Source organism: Actinoplanes missouriensis 431 (assembly GCF_000284295.1).
Classification (GTDB): Bacteria; Actinomycetota; Actinomycetes; order Mycobacteriales; family Micromonosporaceae; genus Actinoplanes; species Actinoplanes missouriensis.
Genome location: NC_017093.1, coordinates 7,693,332 through 7,708,136, shown reverse-complemented (window position 1 = coordinate 7,708,136; position 14,805 = coordinate 7,693,332). Strand labels below are relative to the sequence as shown.

Here is a 14,805-nt window from a genome sequence, read left to right as displayed (position 1 = left end):
CGTCGCAACAGCCCCCGAGCCGTTTGCCGCGGCCCGGGGGCTGTTCCCGTTCCGGTGTCATTTCATTTAATGGGACTCTCGTTCCGTACCTCGGGATAGCGCGCTACCGTGTCCCTGGTTGGGTCGACAGTTGGGGAGTTGTGACGTGAGCGTGGCGCGGATCGCGGTGGTCGCCGGTGACGGTATCGGGACCGAGGTGACCGCTGAGGCCCGCAAGGTCATCGATGCCGTCCTCCCCGGCGTCGACTACAACGAGTACGACCTGGGCGCCCGCCTCTACAACCGGACCGGCGAGGTCCTCCCGGGCGCGATCCAGGACGAGCTGGCCGGCCACGACGCCATCCTGCTCGGCGCGATCGGCGACCCGAGCGTCCCGCCGGGTGTGCTCGAGCGCGGCCTGCTGCTGAAGCTCCGCTTCGAGTTCGATCAGTATGTGAACCTCCGCCCCTCCAAGCTCTGGCCCGGCACCACGAGCCCGCTGGCCGGCGTCAAGCCCGGCGAGATCGACATGGTCGTGGTCCGCGAGGGCACCGAGGGCCTCTACGTCGGCGCCGGCGGCGTCCTGCACCGGGACACCCCCGCCGAGATCGCGACCGAGGAGAGCCTCAACACGAGGCACGGCGTGGAGCGGGTCGTCCGGGACGCGTTCGCCCGCGCCCAGCGCCGCGACCGCCGCCACGTCACGCTCGTGCACAAGACCAACGTGCTGACCCACGCCGGGAACCTGTGGTCGCGGACCTTCGCCGCGGTCGCCGCCGAGTTCCCCGAGGTCACCACGGAGTACCAGCACATCGACGCCGCCAGCATGTTCATGGTGAGCAACCCGCAGCGGTTCGACGTGGTGGTGACCGACAACCTCTTCGGTGACATCCTCACCGACATCGCCGCGGCCGTGACCGGCGGCATCGGCATGGCGGCCAGCGGTTCCGTGAACCCGGAGCGCACCTACCCGTCGACCTTCGAGCCGGTGCACGGCTCCGCGCCGGACATCGCCGGCAAGGGCATCGCCGACCCCGCGGCCGCGATCCTCTCCGCCGCGCTGCTGCTGGAGCACCTGGGCCGCCACGACGAGGCCCGCCGAGTAACCGAGGCGGTCGCGGCTCATGTCGCGTCCCGGACCCCGGGCGCGGCGCTGCGTACCGCCGAAGTCGGCGACCTGGTGGCAGCTGCCGTCTGAGCACGGCTGAAGTCCGTCGATGCCCCGTGCGGTCGTTGTTTTAACGACCGTTCGGGGTAAATTTCATGCGCGACACTACGGGTGCCCGCATGCCCTCAGTCTTTCTGCGAGAAAGCAGGTTCTTTTGTCATGAGCGGTGGTGACAACCTCGAATTCGAGATCCGTCCGAACCCGGCACCCGTAGGCGACGCTGACCGCGCTGCCCTGCTGGCCAACCCCGGCTTCGGCCGCATCTTCACCGACCACATGGCGACCATCCGGTACGCGGACGGCAAGGGGTGGTACGAACCCCGGGTCGAGGCCCGCGCGCCGATCCCGATGGACCCCGCCAGCGCGGTGCTGCACTACGCCCAGGAGATCTTCGAGGGTCTGAAGGCGTACACGCTGCCGGACGGTGGCGTCGCGATGTTCCGCCCGGACGCGAACGCGAACCGGTTCAACTCCTCCGCCCAGCGGATGGCGATGCCGCAGCTCCCGGTCGAGACGTTCCTCCGGTCGCTGCACGAGGTCATCAAGATCGACCGCAGCTGGATCCCCGAGGTCGAGGACGGCAGCCTCTACCTGCGCCCGTTCGCCTACGCGAGCGAGGTCTTCCTCGGCGTCCGCCCGGCCACGGAGTACCTCTACCTGGTGATCGCGTCGCCGGTCGGCTCCTACTTCTCCGGCGGGGTGAAGCCGGTGAACCTCTGGGTCACGCCGGACTTCACCCGGGCGGCCCCCGGCGGCACCGGCGCGGCCAAGTGCGGCGGCAACTACGCGGCGGGTCTGTCGGCCCAGGCCGAGGCCGCCGAGCACGGCTGCGACCAGGTGGTCTACCTGGACGCGATCGAGCGTAAGTACATCGACGAGCTGGGCGGCATGAACGTCTTCCTGGTCCTCGACGACGGCACGCTGGTGACCCCGCCGCTGGCCGGCACGATCCTGCCCGGCATCACCCGCGACTCGGTGATCAAGCTGGCGCAGCGCGACGGCCGCCGCGTCGAGGAACGCCAGGTCAGCCTCGACGAGTGGCGCGAGGGAACCGCCTCGGGCCGCGTCCGCGAGGCCTTCGCCTGCGGCACAGCCGCGGTCATCACCCCGATCGGCGTCGTGAAGAGCGAGAGCGGCGAGTTCACGAACGGCGACGGCGGCCCCGGCGAGGTCACCATGAGCATCCGCAAACAGCTGGTCGACATCCAGCGCGGCCTGGCCGACGACCCCTTCGGCTGGGTGCACCGGGTCCTCTGACCCATTCGGTACGCCATGGAGCAGTCCCCCACCGCCATCGGCCCGTCCCGGGAATGCCGCGCCACCGCGCCACCCCGGTCCGGGCCGTTGCGCGTCTTCCGCTACCGCTGCCACCTCAAGCCCCGCCCGGTCCCGCAGGAGGTCACGAGCCCCGCGCCGGTAGCGAAAGACGCGCAACGGCCTGGACCGGCCGCTTCGGCCGCGCGGCTTCCCGGGGACGGCTTCGGTGCGGTTGGGGGCTGTTCGACGGCGTACTAGATGGGGTTGAGAAGGTGGGCCCGCATGGACGCGATCTCGTCGTCCGTGAGGCCGATCTGTTTGGCGTAGCCCTCGACCGAGCCGTGGAGCGCGCGGAGGTCGGCGAGGAACAGGAGCATGGCCTCGGGCGGGGAGTCGAACATGTGCTCGTTGCCGAGGATCGACTCCGGGCTGGTGCGCAGAAGGTACTCGGTGAGCGGGCGCATCGCCTCGGTGGTCAGGGCGTAGTCGGCGGCGATCTCCTCGTCGCCGACGCCGAGCAGGGAGAGGGCCAGGGCGCAGACCGTGCCGGTGCGATCTTTTCCGGCCATGCAGTGCACGACGACGGGGGCCGCGGAAGGGTCGGCGATCACCCGCAGCGACTCCAGCAGCGCCTCGTGGCCGTCCTCGGCGAAGTTCAGGTAGCGGTCGGCCAGCCAGCGCTCGTGCACGGCGTCCTCGGGGTGGTCGACCTCCTCCCAGTCCACGTGGCGCAGGACCAGGTTGCGGTAGTCCGTGCCGTGCTCCTCCGCGACGCGGCCGAACTTCTCCACCTCGTGCGGACGTCGGAGGTCGATCACGGTCCGGACGCCGAGCGCCGCGAACGCCTCGGCGTCCTGCTCGCCGAGCCGGTGCAGCGAGTCGGCCCGGAAGAGGCGGCGCCAGCGCACCGTCCGTCCATCGAGGCCGGTGTAACCGCCGACGTCACGGAAGTTGTACGCCTTCGAGAAGGGCAGGTTTCGTGAATACGATTCGTCCACCACGCGACCAACTTAGTCTCGAAAAGTGGAACGGCGCTTCCCACGAACCCGGTTAGTGGCATGCTTCATCTCGTGACCCACTCCGTGCTGATTATTCGCACCCAGCGCGCCGGCTGCTGCTGACACTGTCCAGCCCGACGCGCAGACCTCCCGCATCCGCGGGGGGTCTTTTTGTTGTGGTGGGTGACCAACCGAGAGGACTTCCCCGATGGACTACCAGGTGTTCGACACGACGTTGCGCGACGGCGGGCAGCGCGAGGGAATCAGCTACACGGTCGCCGACAAGCTCGCGGTCGCGCGCCTGCTGGACGAATTCGGCGTGGGGTTCATCGAGGGCGGCTGGCCGGGCGCGATGCCCAAGGACACCGAGTTCTTCGAGCGCGCCAAGACCGAGCTCGACCTCAAGCACGCGGTGCTCGTCGCGTTCGGCTCGACCCGCAAGGCGGGCGTCGACGTGGCCGAGGACCCGCAGGTCAAGGCGCTGCTGGACGCCGAGACGCCGGTCGTCTGTGTGGTCGCCAAGTCGGACATCCGGCACGTCGAGCGGGCGCTGCGCACCACCGGTGAGGAGAACCTCGCCATGGTCCGGGACACCGTGCGGCACCTGGTGGCGAACGGCCGGCGGGCGTTCGTCGACTGCGAGCACTTCTTCGACGGGTTCCGCCATGACCCCGCCTACACCGCGAGCGTGGTCAAGGCGGCTTTCGAGGCCGGCGCCGAGCGGGTGGTCATGTGCGACACGAACGGCGGCATGCTCCCGTCCATGATCACGGCGGCGGTCAACGACGTGGTCTCCCGCACCGGGGTGTCCGCTGACCGGCTCGGCATCCACTGCCAGAACGACACCTCCTGCGCGGTCGCGAACACGGTCGCCGCGGTCGAGGCGGGCGTGAAGCACTTCCAGTGCACGGCCAACGGGTACGGCGAGCGCCCCGGCAACGCCGACCTGTTCGCCACGGTCAGCAACCTGCAACTCAAGCTCGGGCTGAAGGTCCTACCGGACGGATGCCTGGAGAAGGCGACGCGGGTCTCGGCCGCGCTCGCCGAGATCGCCAACATCGCCCCCGACACCCACCAGGCCTACGTCGGGGCCGCCGCCTTCGCCCACAAGGCGGGGTTGCACGCGAGCGCGATCAAGGTGGATCCGCTGCTGTACAACCACATCGACCCTGCGGTTGTCGGCAACGACATGCGGATCCTGGTGACGGAGATGGCCGGCCGGGCCAGCATCGAGCTCAAGAGCGCCGAGCTCGGACTGGACCTGGCCGGCCACCCGGAGACGACGACAGCCGTCACCAACAAGGTCAAGGAGCTGGAGGCCGGCGGCTGGTCGTTCGAGGCCGCGGACGCGTCGTTCGAGCTGCTGGTCCGCAGCGAGCTGCCGGGCGCCGAGGTGCCGAAGCCGTTCGAGCTGGAGAGCTACCGGGTGCTGGTCGAGCACCGCGAGGACGGCAAGGTGATCTCCGAGGCGACAGTGAAGGTACGCGTCGAGGGCGAGCGGATCATCGCGACCGCCGAGGGCAACGGCCCGGTCAACGCGCTCGACGAGGCGCTGCGCACCGCGCTGTCGAACAACTACCCGCAGCTCAAGACGTTCGAGCTGACCGACTTCAAGGTGCGGATCCTGGAGGGCAGCCACGGCACCAACGCGATCACCCGGGTGCTGCTGGAGACCAGCGACAGCCGTGGCGAGTGGACCACCGTGGGCGTCCACGAGAACATCGTCGACGCCTCGTGGACCGCGCTTGTCGACGCCCTCACCTACGGTCTGGCTCGTTGAGTTTCTGGAACAGGATGTGGTCCTGCCACTCGCCGGCGATCTTCAGGTAGCGCGGGGCCAGGCCGAACCGGGTGAAGCCGTTGCGTTCCAGGACCCGCTGCGACCGTACGTTGTGGGTCAGCGTCCCGGCTTCCACCCGGTGCAGGCCGTGCTCGGTGAACGCACGGTCGACGACGTCGGCGACGGCGCGGGTCGCCACCCCGCGGCCGGCCGCGCTCTCCGCCACCCAGTAACCGAGGCTCGCCGAGAGGAACGTGCCGAGCACCACGTTGTTCAGGTTGACCCGGCCGACGATCTCGCCGTCCTCGATGATCACGTAGGGGAACGCGGTGCCGGCCCCCAGAAGGTCCACGATCTTCTCCCGCTGGCCGGCCTCGGTGTAGAAGCTGTCCTCGCGAATCGGATCCCATGGCGCCAGGTACGCGCGGTTCGCGGTGAGCAGGGCTGCGAGAACGCCGGCGTCGTCCGGCGTGACCAGCCTGATCATTTCGCCTCCGGGAGAGTGAGGGCCGCGATCACGGCGCGATGGTCCGAATTTTTCACGTTGAAAACGGAAATGTCGTTTACGCCGATCCGCTCGTCGACCAGCACGTGATCGATCGTGACCGGCGGGATCAGGTCCCCGTCGTACGGCCCCCAGGTCCCGATCAGCCCCTCGCCCGTGGTCTCCGCAGCGTCCCGGTAACCCGTCTTGATCAGGTCACGCAGCGGCTTGTGATCGAGCGTCGAGTTGAAGTCCCCGAGCAGGATCCGCGGTGTCCCGTCCGGATCCGCCGCCGGCTGCTCGGCCAGGTCGCTGCGCCACCCGTCGAACGTGTTCGGCACCGCCGGCGCGAGCGGGTGCGCCGACTCGGCGAGCACCGGCGTGGCACCGGGGACCTGGACGGTCGCGTACGCCTGCAAGAAGCGCCAGCCGCCGTTGTTGCGGCGCGCACCCGGATCGCTGACCGGATAACGGGAGTACAGGCCGGAGCCGCTCGCGCCCGCTTCCGCCGCGAACGAGTGGTGGGGCAGCAGCTCGTCCAGGCCGGCCGCGCGCAGACCGTCCCGGGCCGGCTCGGTGAACTCCTGCACGGCAAGGACCGCGACGTCGTTCTCCCGGACCAGCCGCACCACATCGGCCGGGTCCGCGCCGCCGAACAGCAGATTCGCCGTCATCACGGTCAGCGTCACCCCGTCCGCGGGTCCCCGGTCGAGGTTCGGCAGCGCGCGCGGCACGACGCCCATCGCCAGACCGAAAGCGGTCAGCACGGCCACGGCCGCGGCGCCCCACCGCCGGGCCAGAAGCGCCAGCAGGGCGGGGATCAAGGACCAGGCAGCGACGTACGGGGTGAAGGCGATGCCCTGGATCATCCGGCCGCTCTCCAGCCCGAAGGCCCGGATGACGAACCAGACCACGGCCGGGATCACCAGCAGCCAGATCATGAGGGTGCGGGTGATCCGCGGCCGATGGGCCGGGCGCGTCTCGGCAGGCGCGTCGGTGATCGTCATGGCGGTGACGTTAGCGGGAGGCCGCCAGGGGAGCGCCCTGACGGCCACCCGTCTCAGATCTCGCTGTCGACCAGCTCGCCGAACTCGGCCAGATCATCCCGGATGACGGCCGCGTCACCCTCCACCACGAGCGTCAGCCCGTCCACCGACAGATGCCGGGCGGCCGCCTCGGACACCTGCTCGACGGTCGCCTCCAGGTACTCCCGGCGCAGCGTCTCGTAGTAGTCGTCCGGCAGCCCGTGCACCACCAGCGTGGAGAGCGCCCCGGCGATCGCGCCGGGCGTCTGCATCTCCACCGAGAGCTGGCCGGCCCGCCACGACCGGGCCACCTCCAGCTCCGCCTCGGTGACACCCTCGTTCTGGGTCCGGCGGATCTCGCCGAGCGTGTCCGCGACGGCCGGCCCGGTGACCGCGGTCTGCACGCCGGCGGCCACCTCGAAACGGCCGGCGCGGCGGGTCATCCCGTACGAGCCGCGAATGCCGTACGTGTAGCCCTTCACCTCGCGGATCAGGTGGTTCAGCCGGGACGTGAACGCGCCGCCCAGCACCGTCGCCGCGAGGGTCATCGCCACGTAGTCGGGCGTCGCCCGCTCCGGGGCGCGGTGCCCGATCCGCAGCGTCGACTGCACCGAGCCGGGCCGGTCCACCAGGATCGTCCGGCGGCCCTGCCGGACCGGCACGCCGAGCGGGCCCTCCGGGGTCAGCGGGTCACCGGACGTGCCGGCGAACGCGGCCTCGGCCAGCGCGTCCAGGTTCAGCGCGTCCAGGTCACCGGCGACCAGCAGCACACCCGGCCGCAGCATCCACGCCTCGTGGAAGGCGAGCACGTCCTCCACGGTCACCGCGGCGACGCTCGCCGGGTCGCCGTGCAGCGGCCGGGAGTAGCGCCCGTCCGCCGCGAACAGGTCCCTGCGCAGCGCCGCGTCGGCCCGCGGACCCGGCTGGGCCCAGTCCATCCGCAGGGCGGTCACCTCGTCGTCGCGCACCCGGGCGACGTCCGACGGGTCCAGCCGCGGGGTGCGGGCGGCCTCGGCGGCCAGGCGCACGGCGTCGGCCAGCATGGGCGCGGGCGCCGAGACACCCACCCGGAACGTGTCCCAGTCGACCGACGGGGAGAGCTCGGCGCCCAGACCTTCCAGGGCCAGCGCGTACGCCGCCGAGTCGCGCTTCTTCGTGCCCTCCTCCAGCGACTTGGCGAGCACCGTGGCGGTGCCCTCGCGGCCCTCGGTCTCCCGGGCGGCGCTGGCGTCGAGCAGCAGGACCGCGCTGGCCAGGATCTGGCCGGGCAGGTGCGCGGCGATCACGTTGCCGGCCCGTCGGATCTGCGGGAACGTGTACGGCCGGGCCGTCCCCGGCAGGGGCCGTTCGGTGATGAGTGTCATGCCTGCTCACCCTTCGCTTCGGGGATGTAGGTAAGGGTGACGCGGGACTCGGGACGCAGGGTCTCGGCGGCGGCGGCCGCGATGTCCTCGGCGGTCACCGCGAGCCATCCGGCCAGGCGGTCCGCGGCGGCGGCCGGGTCACCGAACTGGGTGGCGTACCGGCCGAGCGTGTCGGCGCGGCCGCCGACCGTGGAGACCTGGCGCCACCAGGCCGTGGTGAGCAGCGCCTTCGCCCGGTTCAGCTCGTCGTCGGTGACCGGCTCGTCGATCAGGCTCTGCATCACCTCGGCGAGACCCGCCTCCAGCGTCTCCACCGGCACGCCGTCCTTCGCGGTCGCCGTGACGATCAGCGGGGCGGGCGCGTGCGCGAGGTCGACGCCGTACGACCCGATGTAGTCGGGCTGGGCGATCCGGGCGCCGTCCGCGAGCCGCTGGTAGAGCCGGCTGCCCCGGCCGCTGCCGAGCACCGTCGCGAGCACGGTGACCGTGTCGTAGCCGGCCGTGCCGAACGGGTAGGTGCGGTGCGACAGGTAGAGCCGCGGCGCGGGCACGTCGGCGGTCACCGTCTCGACGGCCGGCTCGGTCGCCGGGGCGGGCAGGCTGCCGTCCGGGGCGGGCGGGATGTCCGGCACCGCCGCGATCGCGCCGAAGTACTTCTCGGCCAGCGCGAACACCTCCGCCGGCGTGGTGTCGCCGACGACCGTGAGCACACAGTTGTTCGGCGCGTAATACTGCTGGTGGAACGCCTGGAAGGTTTCCAGGGCAGCCGCGTTCAGGTCCTCCATCGACCCGATCGTGGCGTGGTGGTACGGGTGGCCCTGCGGGTAGAGCAGCGGGAGCAGGCGCAGCCAGGCGTCGCCGTACGGCACGTTCTCGTACCGCTGCCGGCGCTCGTTCTTCACCACCTCGCGCTGGTTGTCCAGCGTCTCCTGGGTGAGCGCCGGGACCAGCCCGCCCATCCGGTCCGCCTCCAGCCAGAGCGCCAGCTCGAGGTGCTCCGACGGCATGGTCTCGAAGTAGTTCGTCCGGTCCGGGTTGGTGGTGGCGTTCAGCGAGCCGCCGTTGCCCTGCACCAGCTTCATGTGCTCGGTCTTCTTCACGTGCTGCGAACCCTCGAACATCAGGTGCTCGAAGAGGTGTGCGAACCCGGTCTGACCGGCCGGTTCATGCCGTGAGCCGACGTCGTACCAGAGGTTGACGCAGACGACCGGGGCGGTCCGGTCCTCGCTCACGACGACCCGGAGGCCGTTCGCGAGCCGCGTTGTTTCGATGGGCCACGGATACCCGGTCGTGGCGACCGGTGCGGTTGGTGACGTCACCCCACCAATCTTGCACTGCCGGAGAGCCGCCGATAACCGCGTGGCGCATGATCGTGAAGGGTGGAATGCTTGGCGCGTGCTGGAGGACATCCGGGTGAACGACCGCCTGACCATCCCGGCGGCCGAGCTCTCGTGGCGTTTCTCCCGCGCGAGCGGCCCCGGTGGCCAGGGCGTCAACACCACCGATTCGAGGGTCGAGCTGTCGTGGGACGTGCTCGGCAGCGACCTGCTGCCCCCGGTCCTGAAGGAGCGCGCCGCCGACCGCCTCGGCAACCGCCTCGTCAACGGTGTGCTGACGATCACCGCCTCCGAGCACCGTTCCCAGCTGCGCAACCGTGAGGCCGCCGCGGCCCGGCTGTCCGGCCTGATCGCGGGAGCGATCGCCGCGCCACCCCGCCAGCGCCGCGCCACCAGGCCGTCGCGCGGCGCCGTCGAGCGCCGCATAGCCGAGAAGAAACGCCGCGGCCAGGTGAAGAAGGGCCGCCGCGGCGAGCTCGACTGAGCGTGGTGGGCACCTGACGCGAGAGGGGCGTTACGGCCTTGCGCTGCAGAGGGTCGCCCCGGATCGCCGGGGGACGGCTCGGGTCGGCGAGGGAGGTGGAGCGCGTACCCCCTGGTTTATCGCTGGTTGAAGGGCGCGACGGCCTCGCGGTTCTGGGCGGAGGCGTCGGGGCCGAGGAGTTCCTCGCAGACGCGGATGAGGCGGCTGCGCAGGCCCGCGGCGCGGCGGGCAAGTTCGCGCTGGCGGGCGACGTACTCCGCCTTGCCCTCCGGGGTCTCGATCTTCACCGGGGGATGGCCGTAGGAGGCCAGGTCGTAGGGGCTGGCCTGCATGTCGAGCAGGCGGATCTCGCCGGCCAGGGCGAAGCAGTCCAGGGCCAGGGCGCCGGGGACCGCGGGGCCGAGTTTCTGCGCCCACTTGTGCACGTCCATCGCGGCGTGCAGGCAGCCGGGCTGGTCGAGGTCGACCTGGGTGGCCCGGGTGGGCTGGAGACGGTTCAGACCGACCGCCTCGGGGGTGAAGAAGCGGAACGCGTCGAAGTGGGTGCAGCGGATCGTGTGCTGCTCGACCACCTTGTCGGTCTCCGCCTGGCCGAGGCGCAGCGGCAGCTCGTGGCGGTGGTCGGGGTCGCGGTAGACCATCGCCCACTCGTGCAGGCCGAAGCAGCCGGAGAAGACCGGGCGGGACGCGGTCGCGGTGAGCAGGCCGTGGATGTAGCGCACGCTCTCGCCGCGGGCGTGCAGGAACGCGTCCTGATCGAGTGTCACCACGCCGTCCGGGTGGGTGACGTAGAACTTCCACCCGGCGTGCTCGGCCACCCCGTCGGGTGCCGGGGCGAGGCCCGCGCCCACGCCCGGATGCCAGCGACGCAGCAGCGACGGGCGGGTGTTGTAGTAGTCGTAGAGAAAGTCCTCGATGGCGTGTTTCTCGCCGGCGGCCCGGCGGGCACGGTGGTCAGCGGTCATCTGGTCGGCGCGCTCGGCGTGCGCTCGGGCGAGGGGTATCCAGGTGACCGAGGGCAACGTGGTGGTGAGTGCCCTCACCTGCTTGATCCCCATCGCACCAATGTATATAGCCAAGGCGATCAACACGATCACCGTTTGGCGCGAATGAGTTCCGCCACGGTATGTACGCCGATCGAACCCGTACCGTCATGAAGTACAGCTGCTCAGGTATGTAGTACACCTACTACGGCTTTGATAGTGTGCTGGACATGACAGGCGCGGTCATCGAGGTGCGTGACCTCCGGATGAGTTACGGGCCGAAAGAGGTCCTGGCGGGTGTCGACTTCACGGCACGCCGCGGCGAGGTGCTGGTCCTGCTCGGGCCGAACGGCGCCGGCAAGTCGACGACGATCGAGATCCTGGAGGGGTTCCGGCGGCGCTCGGCGGGTGACGTGCGGGTTCTGGGCGTGGACCCGGCACGTGGCGACGAGCCCTGGCGGGCCCGGCTCGGCGTGGTGCTCCAGTCCTGGCGCGACCACGGCAAGTGGCGGGTCCGGGAGCTGCTGCGGCATCTCGGCGCCTACTACGCGGGCTATTCCGGTGACCGGGAGCGGCCGTGGCCGGTGGACGAGCTTCTCGACGTGGTCGGGCTGACCGAGTCGGCCGGGACCCGGATCGCCCGGCTCTCCGGCGGCCAGCGGCGCCGGCTGGACGTCGCGATCGGCATCGTCGGGCGGCCGGAGCTGCTCTTCCTCGACGAGCCGACGGTCGGGTTCGACCCGGAGGCGCGGCGGGAGTTCCACGACCTCGTGCATCGGCTGACCGATGTGGAGGAGACGACGGTGCTGCTCACCACCCACGATCTCGACGAGGCGGAGAAACTGGCGGACCGCATCCTGATCCTGGCCGGTGGCCGGATCGTCGCCGGCGGGTCGGCCGACGAGCTCGCCCGCGAGGTGGCCGGGGAGACCGAGGTCCGCTGGACCCGCGACGGCCGGCGGTTCGTGCACTCCACGGGTGACGCCACGGCCTTCGTCCGGGAGCTGTTCCGCCAGCACGACGCGGAGATCGATGATCTGGAGGTGCGCCCGAGCAGCCTCGAGGAGACGTACATGAAGCTGGTCCGTGAGGCGGAGGGGAGCGCACGATGACCCGGGTGATCCGGCTCGGTCTGACCCGCGGCGGCGTGGAGCTGCGGCAGACGCTGACCAACGGCGCCGACCTGTTCGGCTACCTCCTGCCCGCGCTGCTGCTCGTCGGCACGCTGGCGCTGATGCGCGGATCCACCATTCCCGGTACGAATTTTGCCCTCGGCGCGCACACGTTCGTGAGCTCGCTCGGCCTGCTGATCGCGCTGAGCGGCGTGATGACGATGGCGCAGTACCTGGCGATGGACCGGGAGGACGGCACCCTGCTGCGGGCGAAGGCCACGCCCGGCGGCATGGTCGGCTACCTGACCGGCAAGATCGTCGTGGTTGCCGGCGTCGGCCTGATCAGTTGCGTCGTGGTGCTGCCGGGCGCCTTCCTGGTGGACGGGCTGAGCCTCGGCGTGAGCGGCGCGCTGATCCTGCTCTGGCTCGTGCCGCTGGCGTTCCTCGCGACCATCCCGATCGGGGCGGTGCTCGGCTCGCTCTTCGACAACGTGCGCACGCTCTCGATGATGATGCTCCCGATCTTCGGGCTGACCGCGATCTCCGGCATCTTCTATCCGATCACCGCGCTGCCCGGCTGGCTGCAGGGCGTCGCGCAGATCTTCCCGATGTATTGGCTAGGGTTGGGCCTGCGGTCAGCTCTGCTGCCGGACGCGCTGGCGGCCGTCGAGCTGGGCGGTTCCTGGCGGCACCTCGCGACCTTCGCCGTGCTGGGGGTCTGGGCGGCAGCCGGTCTGGCGCTCGCGCCGGGCATCCTGCGCCGGATGGCGCGGCGGGAGTCCGGATCGGTCGTGGCGGCTCGTCGTGAGCGGGCGATGACGCGCATGGGCGTTTGAGGGAGCGATGGGCAGCGAGGTCACGTTCAACCGGATCGCGATGCTGCGCGCCGAGCGGGGGATCTCCCGGCGGCAGCTGGCGGATGCCCTCGGCGTGCACTACCAGACCGTGGGCTATCTGGAACGCGGCGAGTTCAGCCCCAGCCTGCACCTCGCGTTGCGGATCTCGGAGTACTTCGGGGTGCCGATCGAGGTGGTGTTCTCACTGCACCCGTTCCCGCGCCTGGGCGCGACGGCGGAGTCCGCGTGAGAGCGTAGATTTCGAGGGAATCTGCGTTCCTAGAGATGGGGTTACCGTGCGTTTCGCCCGATTTGTTCATGCCGGTGGAGTGTCGTTCGGCGTCGTCGAGGGTGACGGCTCCTCGGGCCTGACGGTGGCCGAGACCAACAGCCTGCCGTTCGAGGAGGTCCGCTTCACCGGTCAGCGGTGGGCGCTCGCCGATGTGCGGCTGCTCGCGCCGATCTTCTCCAGCAAGGTGATCGGGATCGGCCGCAACTACGCCGACCACGCGGCCGAGATGGGCAACGAGGTGCCCAAGGAGCCGCTGATCTTCATCAAGCCGTCGACGTCGGTGATCGGGCCGAACGACGCGATTCGCATCCCCGGCGTCACCCAGCGGGTCGAGGAGGAGGCCGAGCTCGCCGTCGTCATCGGCGCGAGCGGCGCCCGCCGGGTCGACCGGGCCGGCGCCGAGAAAGCGATCTTCGGCTACACCTGCGGCAACGACGTCACCGCCCGCGACCTGCAGCGCAAGGACCCGCAGTGGACCCGGGCCAAGGGGTTCGACTCGTTCTGCCCGATCGGCCCGTGGATCGTCACCGGCCTGGACGTGAGCGACATCGAGGTGCGCTGCGAGGTCGGCCGCGACCCGGAGAACATGGAGGTGCGGCAGATCGGCCGGACCAAGGACATGGTCTTCGACATCCCCAGCCTGATCTCGTACGTGTCGCACGTCATGACGCTGCTGCCCGGCGACATCATCCTCACCGGCACGCCGGCGGGGGTCAGCCAGATCGTGCCCGGCGACACCGTGTCGGTGAGCGTGCAGGGCATCGGGGAGCTGCGTAACCCGGTGGTGGCGCTGGACTGAGGTCCGGGTGCCGGCCGGCGGCAATGGCCGCCACCCGCCAGCGGTTCGCTCGCGGGGTCTTGCCGGGCGGCTAATTCCGTATAGCCTACGGAGATGAGGATCCTGGTCACCGGCGCCACCGGCAACGTCGGCCGGATGGTCGTCGACGAGCTTCTCGCCCTCGGCGCCACGAGCGTCCGCGCCCTCACCGTCGATCCCGCGAAAGCCGCGCTGCCACCGGGCGTCGAGGTGGTGCGCGGCTTCGTGGGGCGGCCCGCCACCCTGGCCTCCGCCCTGGCGGGCGTCGACCGGATGTATCTCGCGCCACACCCCGCCTCCGCTTTCGAGGTGTGCCGGCTCGCTGCCGAGGCCGGGGTACGGCACATCGTCGACATGGCGGGCGCGAAAGGCGAACACTGGCAGGTCGTCGAGGACGCGGTCGAGGCGTGCGGGGTGGCGTTCACGCATCTCGAGCCCGGCGAGTTCATGGCGAACGCGGACCTCTGGGCGCCGCAGATCCGGGCCGGTGACGTGGTGCGGGACGCCGGCGCGGACGTCGTCAACGCGCCGGTCGCCCAGGAGGACATCGCGGCCGTGGCAGCCCGGGTGCTGCTGTCCGCGGACGATCACGCGGGCCGCTCGTACGAGCTGACCGGCCCGGAGGCGCTCAGCCGGCGGCAGAAGGTGGCGGCGATCGGGCGAGCCCTCGGTCGCGACCTGGAGTACGTCGAGGTGGCCGACGAGGAGGCGCGGTCGCTGTTCCGTTCGGTGATGGGCGAGTACGGGGACTGGTACCTCGACGGCCTCACCCAGCTGGCCGCTCATCCGCAGGCAGCGGTATCGACCGTTGCTGATCTGCTGGGCCGCCCGGCGATGACTTACGAAGAGTGGGCACGACGTCACTCAGACCTGTTTCGGTAACCCGATT

Annotated in this window: 15 protein-coding genes; 9 read left to right on the top strand and 6 right to left on the bottom strand. The window is 70.6% G+C overall.

What is annotated here, in order from left to right; genetic code table 11:
• Positions 1–151 precede the first annotated feature (151 nt).
• Together AMIS_RS35110 and AMIS_RS35105 are read left to right on the top strand one after the other, a co-directional pair.
• Positions 152–1,177: a 3-isopropylmalate dehydrogenase gene (locus AMIS_RS35110; RefSeq protein WP_172666710.1), complete on the top strand. Its 1,026-nt coding sequence runs from the start codon at positions 152–154 to the stop codon at positions 1,175–1,177.
• 129 nt (positions 1,178–1,306) lie between these two features.
• Positions 1,307–2,404 (top strand): branched-chain amino acid aminotransferase, encoded by a 1,098-nt coding sequence (locus AMIS_RS35105; protein WP_014447221.1) that lies wholly within the window; start codon positions 1,307–1,309, stop codon positions 2,402–2,404.
• 254 nt (positions 2,405–2,658) lie between these two features.
• Here the strand turns inward: AMIS_RS35105 and AMIS_RS35100 are convergent, their stop codons facing one another.
• Positions 2,659–3,405, bottom strand: coding sequence for a tyrosine-protein phosphatase (locus AMIS_RS35100; RefSeq protein ID WP_014447219.1), 747 nt, complete (start codon positions 3,403–3,405; stop codon positions 2,659–2,661).
• Positions 3,406–3,610: 205 nt separating this feature from the next.
• Between AMIS_RS35100 and cimA the strand changes: the two genes are divergently transcribed.
• A complete protein-coding gene (cimA, locus tag AMIS_RS35095) occupies positions 3,611–5,182 on the top strand; it encodes a citramalate synthase (protein ID WP_014447218.1) in 1,572 nt (523 codons plus the stop codon).
• On the opposite strand, the gene AMIS_RS35090 is transcribed toward cimA, so the two are convergent.
• From AMIS_RS35090 to AMIS_RS35075, 4 genes are read right to left on the bottom strand one after another with little or no spacing between them, the layout of a single operon-like run.
• Positions 5,160–5,669, bottom strand: a complete 510-nt coding sequence (locus AMIS_RS35090; protein ID WP_014447217.1) for a GNAT family N-acetyltransferase — start codon at positions 5,667–5,669, stop codon at positions 5,160–5,162. The genes cimA and AMIS_RS35090 overlap by 23 nt on opposite strands.
• A complete protein-coding gene (locus AMIS_RS35085; protein ID WP_014447216.1) occupies positions 5,666–6,673 on the bottom strand; it encodes an endonuclease/exonuclease/phosphatase family protein in 1,008 nt (335 codons plus the stop codon). Before AMIS_RS35085 ends, AMIS_RS35090 begins: the two co-directional genes overlap by 4 nt.
• Before the next feature lie 53 nt (positions 6,674–6,726).
• The gene (locus AMIS_RS35080; RefSeq protein ID WP_014447215.1) at positions 6,727–8,055 is read right to left on the bottom strand and encodes a M16 family metallopeptidase; all 1,329 of its coding nucleotides are present in this window, start codon (positions 8,053–8,055) and stop codon (positions 6,727–6,729) included.
• Positions 8,052–9,374, bottom strand: a complete 1,323-nt coding sequence (locus AMIS_RS35075) for a M16 family metallopeptidase (protein WP_014447214.1) — start codon at positions 9,372–9,374, stop codon at positions 8,052–8,054. The genes AMIS_RS35080 and AMIS_RS35075 overlap by 4 nt, the downstream gene beginning before the upstream one ends.
• Positions 9,375–9,468: 94 nt before the next feature.
• On the opposite strand from AMIS_RS35075, the gene arfB reads away from it, so the two are divergent.
• A complete protein-coding gene (gene arfB, locus AMIS_RS35070) occupies positions 9,469–9,876 on the top strand; it encodes an alternative ribosome rescue aminoacyl-tRNA hydrolase ArfB (RefSeq protein ID WP_386933656.1) in 408 nt (135 codons plus the stop codon).
• A gap of 116 nt (positions 9,877–9,992) precedes the next feature.
• On the opposite strand, the gene AMIS_RS35065 is transcribed toward arfB, so the two are convergent.
• On the bottom strand, positions 9,993–10,934 hold the full coding sequence (locus AMIS_RS35065; protein WP_041830260.1) for a hypothetical protein: 942 nt from the start codon (positions 10,932–10,934) through the stop codon (positions 9,993–9,995).
• 155 nt (positions 10,935–11,089) lie between these two features.
• Here AMIS_RS35065 and AMIS_RS35060 point away from each other — a divergent pair, with 155 nt between their 5' ends.
• The 5 genes from AMIS_RS35060 (at position 11,090) to AMIS_RS35040 (ending at position 14,798) form a co-directional block, all read left to right on the top strand.
• Entirely contained in the window at positions 11,090–11,971 is an 882-nt protein-coding gene (locus AMIS_RS35060) for an ABC transporter ATP-binding protein (RefSeq protein WP_014447211.1), read from the top strand.
• Complete coding sequence (locus AMIS_RS35055; protein ID WP_014447210.1) at positions 11,968–12,807, top strand: ABC transporter permease; 840 nt, start codon at positions 11,968–11,970, stop codon at positions 12,805–12,807. The genes AMIS_RS35060 and AMIS_RS35055 overlap by 4 nt, the downstream gene beginning before the upstream one ends.
• Before the next feature lie 7 nt (positions 12,808–12,814).
• Entirely contained in the window at positions 12,815–13,057 is a 243-nt protein-coding gene (locus tag AMIS_RS35050) for a helix-turn-helix transcriptional regulator (protein ID WP_014447209.1), read from the top strand.
• A gap of 46 nt (positions 13,058–13,103) precedes the next feature.
• Positions 13,104–13,898, top strand: coding sequence for a fumarylacetoacetate hydrolase family protein (locus tag AMIS_RS35045; RefSeq protein ID WP_014447208.1), 795 nt, complete (start codon positions 13,104–13,106; stop codon positions 13,896–13,898).
• Between the two features lie 93 nt (positions 13,899–13,991).
• On the top strand, positions 13,992–14,798 hold the full coding sequence (locus tag AMIS_RS35040; RefSeq protein WP_014447207.1) for an NAD(P)H-binding protein: 807 nt from the start codon (positions 13,992–13,994) through the stop codon (positions 14,796–14,798).
• Positions 14,799–14,805: the final 7 nt, after the last annotated feature.

Bases quoted from the DNA above. Each gene is read 5' to 3' on its own strand.
- AMIS_RS35090 (WP_014447217.1), bottom strand. From the start codon at position 5,669: ATGATCAGGCTGGTCACGCCGGACGACGCCGGCGTTCTCGCAGCCCTG.
- AMIS_RS35050 (WP_014447209.1), top strand. From the start codon at position 12,815: ATGGGCAGCGAGGTCACGTTCAACCGGATCGCGATGCTGCGCGCCGAG.
- cimA (WP_014447218.1), top strand. From the start codon at position 3,611: ATGGACTACCAGGTGTTCGACACGACGTTGCGCGACGGCGGGCAGCGC.
- AMIS_RS35055 (WP_014447210.1), top strand. From the start codon at position 11,968: ATGACCCGGGTGATCCGGCTCGGTCTGACCCGCGGCGGCGTGGAGCTG.
- AMIS_RS35060 (WP_014447211.1), top strand. From the start codon at position 11,090: ATGACAGGCGCGGTCATCGAGGTGCGTGACCTCCGGATGAGTTACGGG.
- AMIS_RS35065 (WP_041830260.1), bottom strand. From the start codon at position 10,934: ATGGGGATCAAGCAGGTGAGGGCACTCACCACCACGTTGCCCTCGGTC.
- AMIS_RS35040 (WP_014447207.1), top strand. From the start codon at position 13,992: ATGAGGATCCTGGTCACCGGCGCCACCGGCAACGTCGGCCGGATGGTC.
- AMIS_RS35080 (WP_014447215.1), bottom strand. From the start codon at position 8,055: ATGACACTCATCACCGAACGGCCCCTGCCGGGGACGGCCCGGCCGTAC.
- AMIS_RS35085 (WP_014447216.1), bottom strand. From the start codon at position 6,673: ATGACGATCACCGACGCGCCTGCCGAGACGCGCCCGGCCCATCGGCCG.
- AMIS_RS35105 (WP_014447221.1), top strand. From the start codon at position 1,307: ATGAGCGGTGGTGACAACCTCGAATTCGAGATCCGTCCGAACCCGGCA.